Source organism: Pseudomonas sp. HMWF032, from assembly GCF_003060885.1.
GTDB lineage: Bacteria > Pseudomonadota > Gammaproteobacteria > Pseudomonadales > Pseudomonadaceae > Aquipseudomonas.
On record NZ_QAIG01000005.1, the window covers coordinates 1,453,032 to 1,468,204 of the forward strand.

Below are 15,173 nucleotides of genomic sequence, written 5' to 3' on the forward strand. Positions count from 1 at the left end.
TACGACAGATAAGCGCACTGTCGCGAAACGGGACCTTGGTGTACTTGGCCGGGCCGTACGCGCGGCCTTACCTTGCCTCGTCAGCCAAACGAACGAAGCCTCATGTCAGTGCCAGATATTCTGCTTCTGCTTGCCGCCGGTTTTGCTGCCGGCGGGATCAATGCCCTCGCCGGTGGCGGGACCTTTTTCTCCTTCCCGGCCCTGCTCGCGGCGGGCCTGCCGCCAGTGACGGCCAATGCCACCAATGCCGTGGCGCTATGGCCGGCCAGCCTGGCTGGTGCCTGGGCGGCACGCGACACACTGCGCCCGCTTGGCCGTTATCTGCTGCCGTTGCTACTGGCCGGACTGGCTGGCGGTTTAGCCGGCGGGCTGTTGCTGCTGCTTGGCGGCGATGCGCTCTTTGCCACACTGATTCCCTGGCTGCTGCTGGCCGCCACCGCGCTGTTTGCCGCCAGCCCCAGGCTCAGTCGCTGGCTGGCTGCACGTCGCGCCGACGCCGCCCAACCGCCGCACAGCCCGCTGTCACTGAGCGCGCATATTGGCGTGTCGATCTATGGTGGCTACTTCGGTGCCGGCATGGGCATCCTGCAACTGGCGACATTCTCCATCGAAGGCCACCCACTGGCCCGCGCCAATGCCCTGAAAAACCTGATTTCGGCGGTGATCTACAGCGTCGCCACGGCAACCTTTATCATCGCCGGGCGGGTCAGCGGGTATGAGTTGGGGATTCTGCTGGTGGGTGCCACCGTAGGCGGCTATGCCGGCGGTACGCTGGGCCAGCGTTTGCCGACCAAGTTCCTGCGCCTGCTGGTGATCAGCGTGGGCAGCGGGATGACGCTGTATTACTTCTGGGCGACCTATTTCGCCCAGTAGCACTCAATTTTTGCCGCGTTTGCGAAACTCCACCGGGGTTTCGCCGACCCAGCGCTTGAACGCGCGATAGAAGGTGCTCGGCTCGGAGAAGCCAGTGCGCTCGACAATCACCTCGATGCGCTCATCCGTATTGAGTAGCAGGTCCTTGGCCAAACGGCAGCGGTAGTCAGTCACCAGGTCATTGAAGCGCACCCCGGCCATGGCCAGTCGCTCGCGCAGCCGCCGCGCCGGCATGTTCAGCCGCGCGGCGACCTGTTCCAGGGTCGCGCCGCTGTCGACCAGCAACTCGCCAATCAGCTCACGCACCTTGCGCACCAGGTCCAGTCGCTCGACTTCGGCCAGCTGCCGCCGCGCCAACGACTCGTGCATGCGCAGCAGTTCCGGGGCGGCATGCCGTGAGGTTTTGTCCAGCACAGCGGCATTGAACACCAGCGCGTAACGCTCACCACCCAGTTGTGCCGGACAGCCATACACCTGCTGATAACGCTCAGCCGGGGCACCCTCGGCATGCATGAACTGCACTTCATAGGGGGTAAAGTCACCTTCTGTCAGCGCATCGAACAAGCGGATCACCGCGCCGGCGAGCATTTCCGGGAAATGGCGTGGGGTGCCGGGAACCAGCCCGAGCACCAGCACCGCGCGCTCGCCCTGGACGTCCAGCTTGGCGTTCAGGGTGTCGGAGAGCAGGCGTACATAGCGCAGGGCATGGCGCAGGCCTTCGCCGAAGGTCTCACTGGAAAGGAACAGGTATTCCAGCAGCAGGCCATGAAAGGCTGGAAGGTGCTGGGCCAGGTAAAGGCCGACATGCTCTTCACCGCATTCGTCGATCGCCGCCTTCCAGAACAGCGTCTGGGCGGCATGCGGAAACCGGCCGGCGGGCAAACCACCAGGCGGCAGGCCGACACGCGCCAGCACGCGATCAGGATCGGTACCACTGGCACGCAAGGCATCTAATACGGGCCGCATCAGCGCCACGTCGTCAGTCAGGTCACGCATTTTTCAGAAATTCTTATTGTTCGCGAGGCGCGGCCATCTTAGGCAGCTTTAGGTCCTGCGCTCAAGGCGTGAATACGTGCAATTGACTGCCCCGCCGCACAACCAGGCAGGGCGGCCAATGCAGATACAGACGCGCCGACTAAGCTGCTGCCACCGTTCTGAGGAGTGCCCCCATGGCCATCGACTGGCTCGATCTGCCCACCCCACCCGCATTACCCGGCCTTTTTCTACGCGCGGCTCTGCGTCGCCGCGTCACCGGGCGCCGCTTGCCTGAGTTGGGCGTGCGCTGTCAGGTAACCGTGAATATCCAACACCTGGCTCGCTATCGGCAGATCTGTGGGTTTGCTGACGACCACCTGCTCCCCGCCCCCTATCCGCATATCCTGGCCTTCGCCCTGCAAATGCAGCTGCTCACAGACTGGCGCTTTCCGTTCCCGCTGCTGGGGCTGGTGCATCTGGAAAACCATATCCGCGTGCTACGCCCGCTTGGAGGCCTCGGGCCGTTCACGGTCAGCGTGCAGGTGCAAAACCTACAGCCGCATGACAAGGGCGTGACCTTCAGCCTGATCACCCAACTGCACGACCAGCTCGGCCTGCTCTGGGAAGGTGATAGCCGCATCCTATGCCGCGCCCTGCGTCTGGACGGCAAGCCACTCGAGCGAGACGGCGAAACAGCGCTTGAGCAGACCACCCTGGCGCATTGGCGTGTGCCAGCCGATATCGGCCGGCGCTACGCGCGCGTTGCTGGCGACTACAACCCGATCCATCTGTTTGCCGCCACCGCCAAGCTGTTCGGCTTCCCCCGCGCCATTGCCCACGGGCTGTGGAACAAAGGCCGCGCCCTGGCCGAGCTGGGCACGCGCCTGCCTGCCGCCGGCTATGAAGTGAGCGTGCGTTTCCAAAAACCGGTGCTGCTGCCCGCCGACGTACGCCTACTGAGCAGCGAGCCTGCGGCCAATGGCCAGTTCAGCCTGCTCGGTGATGATGAGCGCGTGCACATGACCGGCCACTGGCGAACACTGGGCTGAATCCTCCGGAGTCTGCCGTTTCCAGTACGGCAGCCGCTTGCACCGCACGGCCGAACCCCCGAAGCTAGGCGTCTGTTTGCTGGAGCGCCTGATGAACCTCGCTGAAATCACCACCCGTATGCACGCCATTCGTGATCACAATGACTGGCGTCCCTTTCACAGCCCGAAGAACCTGAGCATGGCCGCCAGCGTGGAAATGGCCGAGCTGGTGGAAATTTTCCAGTGGCTGAACGAAGCGCAATCGCGGCAACTCAGCGCTGAGCAACTCACCCATGCCGGGCAAGAAATCGGCGACGTCATCCTCTATCTGGTGCTGCTGTGTGGCGAACTGGGTCTGGACATGGAACAGGTGGTGCGCGCCAAACTGGCCGACAACGAACGGCGTTTCCTCGGAGACACGCCATGACTGATCGGCACTTCGACGAGCTGGCCACGCGTTTTGCCGAGAAGATCTACGGCGGCGCCAAGGGTGCGATTCGCCTGGCCGTACTCCAGGCCGATCTCGCCGAAGCCCTGCCCGACAGGCCGCTGCGGGTGCTGGATATTGGCGCGGGGCTTGGCCATATGTCGCTGTGGCTGACCGAGCGCGGCCATCAGGTGACGCTGACGGAACCTGCCGAACCGATGCTCAATGGTGCACGCGAGCGCTTTGCCGCAGCAGGACAACATGCCACCTTTATTCAAGCGCCCTGGCAGGACTTGCTCGGCCAGCGAGAGCAACCTTACGACCTGGTGATCTGCCATGCGGTGCTGGAGTGGCTGGCCGAACCGCACAGCATTCTGCCGGTGCTGCACCAGCTGTGCGCGCCCGGTGGCTGGCTGTCGCTGGCGTTCTACAACAAGGATGCGCTGATCTACCGCAACCTGCTTAAAGGCCACTTCCGCAAGCTGCGCAAGGCCGAGTTTGCTGGCGAGAAGCAAAGTCTGACCCCGCAGATGCCGCTTGATCCGCGCGAGCTGGCGGCGCAACTTGAGGCGAATTGGCAAGTCGAAAGCCAGAGTGGCGTGCGGGTGTTTCACGACTACATGCCGCCACCCTTTCAGGCCAAGGCTGAGTTGATCGACCTGCTGGAAATGGAACTGGCCTACCGCCGCCACCCCAGCTTTGCCGGGCTGGGGCGCTACCTGCACTGGATCTGCCGGCCACGCTGATTGCCCTCTCACTGGAGGCTGAACACTCAATGAAAAGACTGGGCGCATTACTGCTACTGACGAGTCTCGCAGCCTGCCAGAGCGACAACCCATATACCGCCGAAAGTAAGCCCCTGCCGCCTGCACCCGCACAGGCGGCCCAGCAACTGGATCTCAGCGCCTATCCGGCAAAACCACGCGACTTCGGCCGCTACCGCACCTGGAGCTGGCAACGCCTGCCTGCCGGCACGGCCTGGGCCAGCTCCGAGCAGGTGCAGGAAGCACTCAGCAATGCCCTCGACCAACGCGGCCTGCGCCCACATCGCGCTGGCAACACCAGCGACCTCAAGGTCAGCGCCGAGCTGCGTTTGGAGCAACGCCTGCGCCAGGTCACCGAACACTACGGCAGCCAGTACGGTCATAGTCGGTATGGCAACGACTACGGCATGTGGGGCAGTGCGCCGCTGGTGCGCAGCTATACCGAAGAGGTCATGGTGGTGCGCATCGAGTTGTTCGATGGCCAGGATGGTCAGCCGATCTGGAGCGCCAGCGCCGAAACCCTTAACAGCGGCAGCCAGAGTGAACGCGCCGCGGCATTGCGCAATGCGGTACAACAGGCTCTGGCGGCGTACCCACCACACTGATTGCTGAACCCGAGGAGAGCCCCCATGCGTGCATCACTGCTGTTACTGCCCCTGCTGCTGATCCTTAGCGCCTGCCAGACACCGCAGCTGGAACGCGACTTCGACCCCGAGCGGGACTTTACCGCTTACCGCAGCTGGAGCTGGCAGGAACCTGCCGTACAGTTCAAACCCGATGACCCGCGCATCAACAGCGACCTCACCGGCCAACGTATTCGCAGCGCGGTCCGCGAACAGCTCGACCAACGTGGCCTGCGCGCAACAGCGGCAAATACGCCGGGCGATCTCAAGGTGCAAGTGTGGATGATCGTCGACAACCGCCAGCAGCAGGTCAGCACCCACTTTGGCGGAGGCTGGGGCGAGCCATGGTCCGGGGGGTTCTGGGGCGGCCCGAGTTATGTGGAAACCCGCACGTTGGACTATCAGGTCGGCATCCTGCAGATCGACCTGCTCGACGGCAAGGACGGCAAGTTGGTCTGGCGCGGTAGTGCCGAACAGGTGCTGCGCAGCCGCCAACCCAGCCCCAACGAGCGCGCGGCAGCGATTCGCAGTACGGTTGCAGAAGTGCTAAGCCAATACCCACCGCGCTGAGCGCGCACTCCTCACTCAACAAGGATGTTGCATGAGCACCACCCCACACCTCAGCCATCGCCCTGCTGCGGCGGCTGATCTGGCCCAGATTGTCGGCTTTCCACAGAACGCCGATGAGCTGTTCTTCTGTTTTCCCAAGGCAGACTGGCCACTGAGCATCGGCCAGTTGGCCGCCGCCATGGCCGAACGCCGCGACAGCACGGTGGTCCTGTTCGATGGCCGGGTGGCCGGCTTTGCCAACTTCTACCAGTGGCACTACAACGACCACTGCGCCCTCGGCAACCTGATGGTGGCGCCCTGGGCCCGCGGCCATGGCGTGGCGCATTATCTGGTGGCGGTGATGGAGCAGCTGGCGCGTGAGCATTACCACGCCAAGCGCATGCAGGTGTCGTGCTTCAACGCCAACAGCGCCGGCCTGCTGCTCTACCCCAAGCTCGGTTATGCCCTCAGCGGCGTGGTCGAACGCCGCGACCCCAAGGGCCAGCGCGTCGCGCTGATCCAGTTCAATAAACCGCTATAGACCGGCTTACAGGTCCCAGTCCGGCCGATCCGCCAACCGCTGAATCAGAAAATCCAGCAGCGCGCGCAGCGCCGGCGGCATTTGCCGGCGCGTGCCGTACAGGGCGTGGATGCCCAGCTGCTGCGGCTCGTAGTCAGGCAGTAACCGCACCAGCGCTCCGGAACGCAGATGCGCACCGACCGAATAACGCGGCTGCAAACTGATGCCGATATCGGCCAGCGCGGCTTCCAGCAGCACCATGGATTCATTGGCGCTGAGGTTGCCGCTCACCGCCACGGCATGCGGCTCACCGGCGCGGCTGAACTCCCAGATGCTGCGACCAAAATAGGCATAACTCAGGCAGTTGTGTTGGGTCAGCTCCTCGGGCCGCTGCGGTGTGCCGTGCCTGGCCAGGTAGGCGGGAGTGGCGCACACCACCGAGCGGCACACCGCCAACTGGCGGGCGATCAGGTTAGGGTCGAGCTGATTGGTGATGCGCAGGGCCAGGTCGATACGCGCCTCCACCAGATTGACCGCCTGGCTGCCCACCAGCAGATCGACGCTGACCTGCGGATACAGGCGAATAAACTCATCCAGCGCATGCACCAGCCAGGCTTGGGCCAGCGACTGGCTGCAGGCAATGCGCAAAGTGCCACGCGGGGCTGCCTCATCCGTACGGCTGACGCTCTGCATGGCGTCTGCCATGGCCAGCATCTCGCGGCACTGGCCGAGCAACTGCTCACCGGCACCGGTCAGGCTCAGCTTGCGCGTGGTGCGGTGCAGCAAGCGCGCGCCCACCCAGGTTTCCAGCTCACCGAGGTAGCGCGAAACCATCGCCCGTGACATCTCCAGTGCATCGGCGGCGGCGGTCTGGCTACCGCGCTCCACCACTTCGACAAAGACCCGCGTAGCTGTCAGGCGATCCATGATTAGCTCAAATAGCGCAACAAATATGCGCAGATTACGGGGCTTTTTGATCGCTTTAAAGCAACTAACATACGCTCATTCACTCAACAGGAGTTCACCATGTCGATCATCACTCACCTGCGCGGCCTGCTGGCCAGCGCCAGCCTGCTGACCCTGGCGACCACCGCCATGGCCCAACCACTGACCCTGGATGTTTACAACCCGGGCGACAAAGCCGTGTTCCCCGTCACCTCAACGCTGATCAGCGGCGAGCGCGATGTCATGCTGGTCGATGCGCAGTTCTCCAACCGTGAAGCCCAGGAACTGGTTGAGCGCATTCGAGCCAGCGGCAAAAACCTCACCACCATCTTTATCAGCCACGGCGACCCGGACTTCTACTTCGGCCTGGACACCCTGACCCGCGCCTTCCCCAAGGCCAAGGTGCTGGCCACCGCCGAAACCATCGCTTATATCGAAAAAAGCCGCGCACCCAAACTGGCCTACTGGGGCCCGATCCTCAAGGACACCGCACCGGCCCGTACAGTGGTGCCGCACGCCCTGCAAGGCGATCACCTGAGCCTGGAAGGCCAGCGCATCGAGCTGATCGGCCATGACCCCAAGCACACCAGCCTGTGGATTCCGAGCATCAAGGCCGTGGTGGGCGGCGTGCTGACCTACGCCAACATCCACCCCTGGATTGCCGATGCACAAACAGTAGAGGCCCGTAAATCCTGGCTGAAATCGCTGGATGAGTTGCAAGCACTGCAACCGAAAACCCTGGTGCCGGGGCACTACATGGGCCAACCAACGTTAAACCTGGATGACCTGCGCTTTACTCGCAACTACCTCAATGACTTGGAAGCGGCACTGCCCAACGCCAAGAACAGCCAAGCGCTGATCGAAACCATGAAAGCCAAGTACCCACAGCTGCTCGACGCCAGCAGCCTGGAACTGAGCGCCAAGGTGCTCAAGGGTGAAATGCAGTGGCCATAACTCGCCGCACCTGAAGGACCTCGCAGCAGCCCAAAAGGCCTGGCTCAACGCCAGGCCTTTCTGCATGCACCCGGCAGCGATCTAACGCGCCAACGCTGACGACGCCCTGGCCATCCTGATTTTCAGGGCGCAACTGCCCGGGCTGACCAACCTAAAATCCGGTGGCCGAAGCCCGTTGTCGTGCCTGGTGGCCGGCAGCATGCTGCTGTTGATAGCGCTGAAACAGCGTCGCAATGGCCGCAAGGGCGAGGGGCTAGGCCTTAACGAAGCCAGTGCGACCAGCATTGATGGCGTTGGGCGGACATGAACAGCCAGACGCCATCGATCACGTGCTGGAGCACTGCGAGGGCCTCAACCCGGCTCGGTCGCCGCTGCGGCAAACAACTGCTCCAGCGGCACCGGCCGGCCGAAGTAATACCCCTGGAAGCAAGTGCAGCCAAAGCTGCTCAGACGGTCGCACTGGGCCTGGGTCTCCACTCCTTCGGCGATCACGTCCAGCTTCAGGGCATGCGCCAGTGACACGATGGTGCAGGCAATATCGGCATCCTGATTATCGCTGAGCAGGTCGCAGACAAAGGAGCGGTCGATCTTCAGCTGATCCAATGGCAGGGTCTTGAGGTAGGACAGCGAAGAATAGCCGGTGCCGAAGTCATCCAAGGCAAAGCGCAGGCCATGCGCCTTGAGCCGAGCCATTTTGGCAATCACCGCTTCACGGCCATCGAGCAGCATGCTCTCAGTGATTTCCAGCTTCAGGCTGCTGGGGTTGCAGCCGCTGCGCTGCACGATATGCAGCACCTGCTCGACAAAATCGGGCTGCTGCAACTGCTTGGCACTGACGTTGACCGACAGGCTCAGATGACGCAACTCGGCCGACCGCCCCCACTGCGCCAGGGTCGCGCAGGCCGTCTGCAACACCCACTCGCCCAACGGCAGAATCAGCCCGCTACCTTCGGCTATCGGGATGATCTCACCCGGCGTGAGCAGGCCGCGCTGCGGATGCTGCCAACGCAGCAGCACTTCCGCGCCCTGCAACCCTTCACGCTGATCAATCTGCGCCTGGTAGTAGAGGATGAACTCGCTTTTCAGCAGCCCTTGACGCAATTCGCTTTCCAGGCTGGCGCGCTGCATCACCCGTTGCTGCATCTGGGGTTCGAAGAAACAGCAGGTATTGCGCCCCAGCGCCTTGGCCTGGTACATGGCCAGGTCGGCCTGTTTGAGCAGGTCATCCAGCGGCTCACCGGTGCCATTGAACATGGCAATGCCAATACTCAAGGTGCTGAAGTGCTCCACGCCACCGACCCTGAACGGCTGACGCAAAGCGACCAGCACCTTGTCGGCAATGGCGCCGGCTTGCTGCGCAGCCGCCAACGGCTCGACGCCCAGGTTTTCCAGAAGGATGACAAATTCGTCGCCACCGATACGCGCCACACTGTCAGCCTGCCGCACGCAGCCCACCAGTCGCTCGGCCACCTGCTGCAAAAACTGATCGCCAATGTCATGGCCGCGAGCATCATTGAGCGTTTTGAAATCATCCAGGTCGATAAACATTACCGCACCACGCTGGCGTGTGCTTTCGCTGGCGAGCACGGCATGCTCCAGGCGCTCGCGTTGCAAGCGGCGGTTGGGCAGGCTGGTCAATGGGTCGTAGTAGGCCAGTTGCTCGATACGCTGTTCAGCCGCCTTGCGCTGGGTGGTATCCGCCAGGGTGATCACATAATTGAAGTGTGGTTCAGCCGCGCCGCTGCGCACGGCAGCAATGCTCAGCCACTGCGGGTAGTCCTGACCATGCTTGCGCCGACCAAATATTTCGCCCTGCCAAGCGCCCTGCCCGGCCAACGCCGCCTCCATGGCCGCACGGTTGCTGGCGAGGCTATCCGGTACCAGCGTGAAGTCGAAAAGGCTGCCCACCACTTCGCTTTCGCTGTAGCCACTCATGCGGCTGAATGCCGGGTTGGCGCGTAACACCACAAACTGCGCATCGGTTACCAACATGCCTTCAGCAGCCTCAAACACCGTGGCCGCAATCTGCAGGTCCTCCACCATGCGCTGCATTGCCACGCCGACGCGGTTGTATTCATAGATGCCGGTGGGTTGAAAACCGCGATCACGGGCCCCTGCCTGAGTCGCCTCAATAAATCCAAGCAACTGATTGATAGCCCGGTCATGACTGATACGCAGCAACCAGGCCGCCACCAGTAACAACAGCAGAAAGCCGCTGCTGATCAGCAGAAACGAGTGCAGGTAGCTCTCATAAATTGAGGCAAAACGGTTATCCGATACGCCAAGGGTCAGCCAGAATGGCTCCTTGACGCCTTTTAGGGTGATCGGCAAGCGCTGCACATACAACTCACTGCCATCGCGCTCCAGGCGTGTCAGGCTGGCCGCACTGTCGCGCCACAGCGCCCGATCGCCCTGCCACAGCAGTGGCTGCTGTGCATACCCCAGTACCAGCAGGTCGAGGCGGCTGCTGGCGCTCAACTCAGCGAGCAAGGAGCGGTTATCCGCCAGCACCAGCCCGACAAACAGATAGCCCCGCAATTGCAGGCTCGCAGGGTCAAAGATTGGTTTGGCCTTGAGCAAGACACTCTGCGCCCCTGCCTGAGCCACAGACCAACTCGCTACGTAATGAATGGGGGAACGGAGTGCTGCCACCAGGGGCTGTATGTCATACAACGGCAGACCGGCATCCATCACCAACTTGCCGGCCGGATCAAGCACGAAGAAGACGTCCAGACGAGCATCGGTATTGGCGTCCTGGAACATAAACGCCACATCCGCAGCAATGTCCTCCACCGCCACTGCCGTCTCCGATAAGGCACTTATCGAGCGCCTTGCGGATGCACTGTGCAGATAGACATCGAGCAACTGCAGGCGGCTTTCGATAAGACTGATGATGGTCCGTTGATACTGCTGCAGGCGGTTCTTGATCTCGCTTTGCAGATTATCCTCGGCGGTGCGCAGCGAATAAACCATCACCACACTGATTGCGACCATGCCGAGCATGCCGAACAACAGTGCAATCCGGGTGGAGAACTTCAACTCCCAGCGGGCCATCTTGGGCATCGATCTACTGCTCATCACCATCGTGCCTCAGGGTAACGAAGGGGCAATCACGTATCCGTGAATGTTCGGTTCACGGTTACAGACCGATTTCATCAATCAGCGCCCGATATTCTTGCATCTGTTGCAGCAGCAGCGGCTTGACCTCTGCACCGCGCATGAACATGACCGGCTGACGAATACGTCGCTCCGTCACCTCGATGAAGCGCGGATCCTTGCTCGCTTGCGCCAACGCCGACGCCAGCACCTCAACCTGATCAGCTGGCGTATTGGCTGGCACCATGACGATACGCGTGGTTTGCAAACCGAGTCCGTAACCCAGCTCGCGCAAAGTCGGCGCCTCGGGATAACCGCGTAGCCGCTCATCAGCCAGACTGGCCAGCACCTGCATCTCACCAGAATCGGTATAGCCGGTATGGGTGCCGCCGCTGTAAGCAAAAACCGCCTCGCCAGAAATCACCAGCGGCGCCATAGCGGCACCACCAGAGGTTGGCATCGTACGCAGTTGCAGCCCTTCGCGCCGGGCGATTGCCTTGATAATCAGGCGATCTTCAGCCGCCTGACTGACATAGACCTGCCCCGGATTGGCACGCAGATAGGCCAGTAACCCAGACCAATCGCGAATACCGTGCTTGGCTCCAGTAACGAACGCGGGCTGCTCCAGAGACAAGCCGGCAACATAGGTAAAACTGTCAATATCATATGAAGCCGGCGAAAGCAGTGGGGCAATGCTCACCACGGATGAACCACCAAACTGGAACACATAGCCTTGCTCAAGACTGCTGGCCAACATCGCAGTGGCAGCAGCACCACCGGCACCAGGCAGGTTGCTGACTTCAACGGGTTGCCCCAGCTGTTCTTGCAACACCTGCGCCAGCACTCGCCCCTGCTGATCCGTGCTGCCGCCTGTGGCATAGCCGATGATCATGGTCAGCGGGCGCTCAGGGAATACGGCCGCCGTCGCGATATGCCCCCAAACGCTCAGCAGCAACAGCCAGCCTGCACGCCCGATCAACATGCTCACCTCACTTTGTCATGCCGTATGCACGCCACTGGCGTGAACCCGATACGTTTTAGGAAACAACCAAGCGACGGATGCACCCATCCTTTGGTTTTAGCTCACCTCGGTCAATCACACCAGAAAGCTGTAAATGACCGCGAAATACTGGAGAACACTGCGCATTTACCTCATTTTCAAGCAAACAGGGCGCCGATCAGCATAGATGGCGATATGACAGCTTTTTCCGTGCGGACGGGTTATGCTGCCAGCACGTCGAATTTGTGATCACAGAGCATGACTGAAGCCCACGTTCCCCGTGAGTCAGCAGCATTCGCCCTTTGGCGCGAAGCGCAAGACACGCGCAACCGCTCACCGCTGGGTGGTGCCTATTACCTGCTGGCCTGGTTTCTGACCTGGGTCTTCAGCAATGAACCCGATGCGCTGATCGTCTCCGGTCTGATCGGTCTGGTTACCTTCGCCCTGCTTTTGGCGCTGCGCGTGCTGCATCGCCTCCCCGCACAGCAGAACGATGCCACGCTCAGGCGCTGGCTCAATTTTCACTGGGGATTGATCCTGTTGACGGCGCTCAGCTGGGGACTGGCCCATGCGTTCGTACACAAACAGCCCCTGTTCAGCGACTCGGCCATCATTGCCACCCTCAGCACCATCGCCTTCAGCACGGCGCTGGCATTCAACTTTGCCATGCGCAAGCGACCGGCCATCCTGGCCCTGCTGCTGCTCTACTTGCCCGGATTACTCAGCCTGGCCATGGACTGGCAAGAACAACATGCCATCCTGATCACGCTCAGTTTCTATCTGAGCTACCTGCTGCTGGCCCTCAGTCGCAGTCACCGTGAATACCACAATACCCTGGCCCTGGAACGGCAACTGCTCGAACAACAGAAAAAACTGGAACAGCTCAGCCGCACTGACAGCCTGACCCAACTGGGCAACCGCTACCAGTTCAACAACCTGTTCCCGGCAATGGTGGCCAACGCCCAGCGGCAGCACCAGCCGTTGTCCCTGGTGCTGTTGGACATTGATTATTTCAAACGAATCAACGATCAATATGGCCACATTTGCGGTGACCACTGCCTAAGCGCCTTCGCTGAGCGCATGCGCCAGAACTTCCGGCGTGACAGTGATGCACTGCTACGGCTGGGCGGAGAAGAGTTCGGCATTCTCATGCCCAATACCCGCCTGGAAGAAGCACGCCAGATGGCCGAACGATTCCGTCAGGAACTTGAGCGCGAAGGCTTCAGCGTACCGGGAACATCCCTACCGCTAACAGCCAGCCTGGGCGTGGGCTGCTTTGATACACAACTCGATGGCACTGCCGAGGCATTCTTCAAACGGGTTGATGACGCCTTGTACCAAGCCAAGAACGCCGGCCGCAACCGCATCGAGCTGGCCTGAAACAGGCGGCAAAGCAGTGCCGCCTGTTTCAGAATTTAGAGGCGGAAGCTGCTCATCTGCTTGGCCAAATCATCGGCCAAACCACGCAGGGTCCGGCAGTCTTCCTTACAGACTTGCACCTCGCCGGCGGTGGCGTGCGCCAGATCCGCAATCCCCTGCACATTTCGATTGATCTCTTCGGTGACCGACGACTGCTCTTCGGTGGCTGCCGCAACCTGAGTATTCATATCGCTGATGCGCTCAACCTGATCGGTGATCGCACTGAGCGATTGCCCCGTGCGCTGGCTGGCTTCAACCCCGGTGCCCGTGGCGCTCTGTCCGGCATGCATGGAACTGACGGCGGTTTCTGCCCCCTGCTTAAGGCGCTGAATCATCTGCTGGATCTCGTCAGTCGAGCTTTGCGTACGACTGGCCAGGGTGCGCACTTCATCGGCCACCACGGCAAAGCCACGCCCCATCTCACCGGCACGCGCCGCCTCGATGGCAGCGTTGAGCGCCAGCAGGTTGGTCTGTTCGGAGATACCGCGAATGACAGCCAGCACCTGATCAATCGAGGCAACCTGCTCGGCCAATTCACCCACTGCGGCTGCGGCCCCCCCGATGTCAGCCGACATGCTCTCGATATGGTTGATCGACTCCCCCACCACCTTGCGGGCCTGCTGCGCTTCCTCGCGTGCCGCCTGAGAAGCGTGGGCGGCACTGCTGGCGTTGCGCGCGATTTCCTGCACAGTCAGCCCCATCTCATGCACAGCAGTGGCAACCATATCGGTCATTTCCTGCTGCTGGCTGGAGCGTCCAGCAGTGTTATCGACCACCTGTGCCACCTGACTGACCGAGGCGCGTAAACGTTCACTGGTCGCCAGTACATCGCTGATCAGACTACGCTGACCGCCAATAAACCGATTGAATCCACGAGCCAGATCACCCAGCTCGTCCTCGCGAGACTCATCCAGGCGACGGGTCAGGTCACCGCCACCACCACCGATTTCCACCAACGCAGCAGTCACCTGACGGATCGGCCGCACCAGACCACCCGCCAGCAGTACCACCAGCCCTAAGAACAACAGCGCCACACCAATGCCGATGGCGCTGGTCATGAACAGCGCCTGTCGCGCCTCGGCATAGATTTCCGCCTCAGGTACTTCACTGACCAGCAACCAGTCTAGGCTGCCAAGTTTCTGTGCCACAGCCAGATAGGCTTCGCCTTTGCGCTCGAAACGCACGGTTTTGCCGCCACTGTTCAGCAGCTGATCAGCGGGGCCTGTACCAAACAGCTCCGCAAGGCGCCCACTGCCGCTCAACTCGGCTTGTGGGTGCACTTTGATCTCGCCCTGAGCATCAATCAGGAAGACCTGGCCACGCTCACCAAAACGAAAGTCACGAATCATTTCCGACATGGCCTTGAGACTGAAGCCCAGACCGGAAACGCCTAGGGTCTTATTGCCCTGCTTGATGCGCTGATTGATAAACAGGGTGGGCAGCCGCGTGCCTTTATCAATGTCGATTTCCAGCACCTGGTCGCGGCTGCTGTCGACCAGCTTGTAGAACCACTGGTTCTCCGCCTGGTCACGGCTAATGACCCGAGCCAGGCCTGCGCCGGTGAAGTAGTTGCCGCTTTCCAGCACGGCAATCGAGGTGGTCAGGGCGTTCTGCTGTTGACGCACACCATCCAGGTAACGCGCCACGGCATCCCGCTGCCCCTGATCTTCGCCTGCTGCCAGCCAATCCTGAATAAAGCTATTGCCGGCAATTCCTGCGTTGGCTGTAATCGGCGCGGTGAGCACCCTTTCCAAGTCATTACGAATTGCCAACACCCGAGCCGGCAATGCTTCCTCAACCAGGAAGCGTTCGCTCAAGCGGTTGACCACCGCCGAATAAATGCCAACCACAATCAGAATACTGGCAAGCAGGGCTGCGCCCATACTGAGACTCAGCTGCCACTGAATGCTGCGCTTCCACACGCTCATGAAACTTTACCTTTTGATTATTATTGGAAAAGATTGATTGAATACAAATATGTATACAAACTCAATCACCCA

At 61.2% G+C, this 15,173-nt stretch carries 14 protein-coding genes and 1 pseudogene; 9 read left to right on the forward strand and 6 right to left on the reverse strand.

What is annotated here, in order from left to right; translation table 11 throughout:
- Positions 1 to 102: 102 nt before the first annotated feature.
- Positions 103 to 873, forward strand: coding sequence for a sulfite exporter TauE/SafE family protein (locus tag DBR00_RS09395; RefSeq protein WP_108490017.1), 771 nt, complete (start codon positions 103 to 105; stop codon positions 871 to 873).
- A 3-nt stretch (positions 874 to 876) separates the two neighbouring features.
- Here DBR00_RS09395 and DBR00_RS09400 read toward each other — a convergent pair whose 3' ends face one another.
- Entirely contained in the window at positions 877 to 1,869 is a 993-nt protein-coding gene (locus DBR00_RS09400) for an AraC family transcriptional regulator (protein ID WP_108490016.1), read from the reverse strand.
- Positions 1,870 to 2,042: 173 nt separating this feature from the next.
- Between DBR00_RS09400 and DBR00_RS09405 the strand changes: the two genes are divergently transcribed.
- From DBR00_RS09405 to DBR00_RS09430, 6 genes are all read left to right on the forward strand, one after another.
- Positions 2,043 to 2,897, forward strand: a complete 855-nt coding sequence (locus tag DBR00_RS09405) for a MaoC/PaaZ C-terminal domain-containing protein (protein WP_108488259.1) — start codon at positions 2,043 to 2,045, stop codon at positions 2,895 to 2,897.
- A 91-nt stretch (positions 2,898 to 2,988) separates the two neighbouring features.
- Positions 2,989 to 3,303, forward strand: coding sequence for a nucleotide pyrophosphohydrolase (locus tag DBR00_RS09410; RefSeq protein WP_108488258.1), 315 nt, complete (start codon positions 2,989 to 2,991; stop codon positions 3,301 to 3,303).
- Positions 3,300 to 4,049 carry a methyltransferase gene (locus tag DBR00_RS09415; protein ID WP_108488257.1) on the forward strand — a complete coding sequence of 250 codons (750 nt, stop codon included), beginning with the start codon at positions 3,300 to 3,302 and terminating at the stop codon, positions 4,047 to 4,049. The genes DBR00_RS09410 and DBR00_RS09415 overlap by 4 nt, the downstream gene beginning before the upstream one ends.
- A gap of 29 nt (positions 4,050 to 4,078) precedes the next feature.
- A complete protein-coding gene (locus DBR00_RS09420; RefSeq protein WP_108488256.1) occupies positions 4,079 to 4,672 on the forward strand; it encodes a DUF4136 domain-containing protein in 594 nt (197 codons plus the stop codon).
- A gap of 24 nt (positions 4,673 to 4,696) precedes the next feature.
- Positions 4,697 to 5,260 carry a DUF4136 domain-containing protein gene (locus DBR00_RS09425; RefSeq protein ID WP_108488255.1) on the forward strand — a complete coding sequence of 188 codons (564 nt, stop codon included), beginning with the start codon at positions 4,697 to 4,699 and terminating at the stop codon, positions 5,258 to 5,260.
- Positions 5,261 to 5,291: 31 nt separating this feature from the next.
- Positions 5,292 to 5,780 carry a GNAT family N-acetyltransferase gene (locus tag DBR00_RS09430; RefSeq protein ID WP_108488254.1) on the forward strand — a complete coding sequence of 163 codons (489 nt, stop codon included), beginning with the start codon at positions 5,292 to 5,294 and terminating at the stop codon, positions 5,778 to 5,780.
- A gap of 6 nt (positions 5,781 to 5,786) precedes the next feature.
- Here DBR00_RS09430 and DBR00_RS09435 read toward each other — a convergent pair whose 3' ends face one another.
- Entirely contained in the window at positions 5,787 to 6,686 is a 900-nt protein-coding gene (locus tag DBR00_RS09435) for a LysR family transcriptional regulator (protein WP_108488253.1), read from the reverse strand.
- Positions 6,687 to 6,785: 99 nt separating this feature from the next.
- Between DBR00_RS09435 and DBR00_RS09440 the strand changes: the two genes are divergently transcribed.
- Positions 6,786 to 7,658, forward strand: coding sequence for an MBL fold metallo-hydrolase (locus DBR00_RS09440; RefSeq protein WP_108488252.1), 873 nt, complete (start codon positions 6,786 to 6,788; stop codon positions 7,656 to 7,658).
- A gap of 351 nt (positions 7,659 to 8,009) precedes the next feature.
- Here the strand turns inward: DBR00_RS09440 and DBR00_RS21270 are convergent, their stop codons facing one another.
- Complete coding sequence (locus DBR00_RS21270) at positions 8,010 to 10,721, reverse strand: EAL domain-containing protein (RefSeq protein WP_158271562.1); 2,712 nt, start codon at positions 10,719 to 10,721, stop codon at positions 8,010 to 8,012.
- A 76-nt stretch (positions 10,722 to 10,797) separates the two neighbouring features.
- Entirely contained in the window at positions 10,798 to 11,736 is a 939-nt protein-coding gene (locus DBR00_RS09450; RefSeq protein WP_108488250.1) for a tripartite tricarboxylate transporter substrate binding protein, read from the reverse strand.
- Between the two features lie 276 nt (positions 11,737 to 12,012).
- Here DBR00_RS09450 and DBR00_RS09455 point away from each other — a divergent pair, with 276 nt between their 5' ends.
- Positions 12,013 to 13,134 carry a GGDEF domain-containing protein gene (locus tag DBR00_RS09455; protein ID WP_108488249.1) on the forward strand — a complete coding sequence of 374 codons (1,122 nt, stop codon included), beginning with the start codon at positions 12,013 to 12,015 and terminating at the stop codon, positions 13,132 to 13,134.
- Between the two features lie 35 nt (positions 13,135 to 13,169).
- Here the strand turns inward: DBR00_RS09455 and DBR00_RS21445 are convergent, their stop codons facing one another.
- On the reverse strand, positions 13,170 to 13,907 hold the full coding sequence (locus DBR00_RS21445; RefSeq protein WP_371920641.1) for a methyl-accepting chemotaxis protein: 738 nt from the start codon (positions 13,905 to 13,907) through the stop codon (positions 13,170 to 13,172).
- Positions 13,908 to 14,039: 132 nt separating this feature from the next.
- Positions 14,040 to 15,101: pseudogene (locus DBR00_RS21450) on the reverse strand (cache domain-containing protein); the annotation flags it as partial.
- Positions 15,102 to 15,173: the final 72 nt, after the last annotated feature.

Excerpts from the sequence above, each read along its gene's own strand:
- DBR00_RS09395 (WP_108490017.1), top strand. The coding sequence starts at position 103 with ATGTCAGTGCCAGATATTCTGCTTCTGCTTGCCGCCGGTTTTGCTGCC.
- DBR00_RS09400 (WP_108490016.1), bottom strand. The coding sequence starts at position 1,869 with ATGCGTGACCTGACTGACGACGTGGCGCTGATGCGGCCCGTATTAGAT.
- DBR00_RS09405 (WP_108488259.1), top strand. The coding sequence starts at position 2,043 with ATGGCCATCGACTGGCTCGATCTGCCCACCCCACCCGCATTACCCGGC.
- DBR00_RS09410 (WP_108488258.1), top strand. The coding sequence starts at position 2,989 with ATGAACCTCGCTGAAATCACCACCCGTATGCACGCCATTCGTGATCAC.
- DBR00_RS09415 (WP_108488257.1), top strand. The coding sequence starts at position 3,300 with ATGACTGATCGGCACTTCGACGAGCTGGCCACGCGTTTTGCCGAGAAG.
- DBR00_RS09420 (WP_108488256.1), top strand. The coding sequence starts at position 4,079 with ATGAAAAGACTGGGCGCATTACTGCTACTGACGAGTCTCGCAGCCTGC.
- DBR00_RS09425 (WP_108488255.1), top strand. The coding sequence starts at position 4,697 with ATGCGTGCATCACTGCTGTTACTGCCCCTGCTGCTGATCCTTAGCGCC.
- DBR00_RS09430 (WP_108488254.1), top strand. The coding sequence starts at position 5,292 with ATGAGCACCACCCCACACCTCAGCCATCGCCCTGCTGCGGCGGCTGAT.
- DBR00_RS09435 (WP_108488253.1), bottom strand. The coding sequence starts at position 6,686 with ATGGATCGCCTGACAGCTACGCGGGTCTTTGTCGAAGTGGTGGAGCGC.
- DBR00_RS09440 (WP_108488252.1), top strand. The coding sequence starts at position 6,786 with ATGTCGATCATCACTCACCTGCGCGGCCTGCTGGCCAGCGCCAGCCTG.
- DBR00_RS21270 (WP_158271562.1), bottom strand. The coding sequence starts at position 10,721 with ATGCCCAAGATGGCCCGCTGGGAGTTGAAGTTCTCCACCCGGATTGCA.
- DBR00_RS09450 (WP_108488250.1), bottom strand. The coding sequence starts at position 11,736 with ATGTTGATCGGGCGTGCAGGCTGGCTGTTGCTGCTGAGCGTTTGGGGG.
- DBR00_RS09455 (WP_108488249.1), top strand. The coding sequence starts at position 12,013 with ATGACTGAAGCCCACGTTCCCCGTGAGTCAGCAGCATTCGCCCTTTGG.
- DBR00_RS21445 (WP_371920641.1), bottom strand. The coding sequence starts at position 13,907 with ATGACCGATATGGTTGCCACTGCTGTGCATGAGATGGGGCTGACTGTG.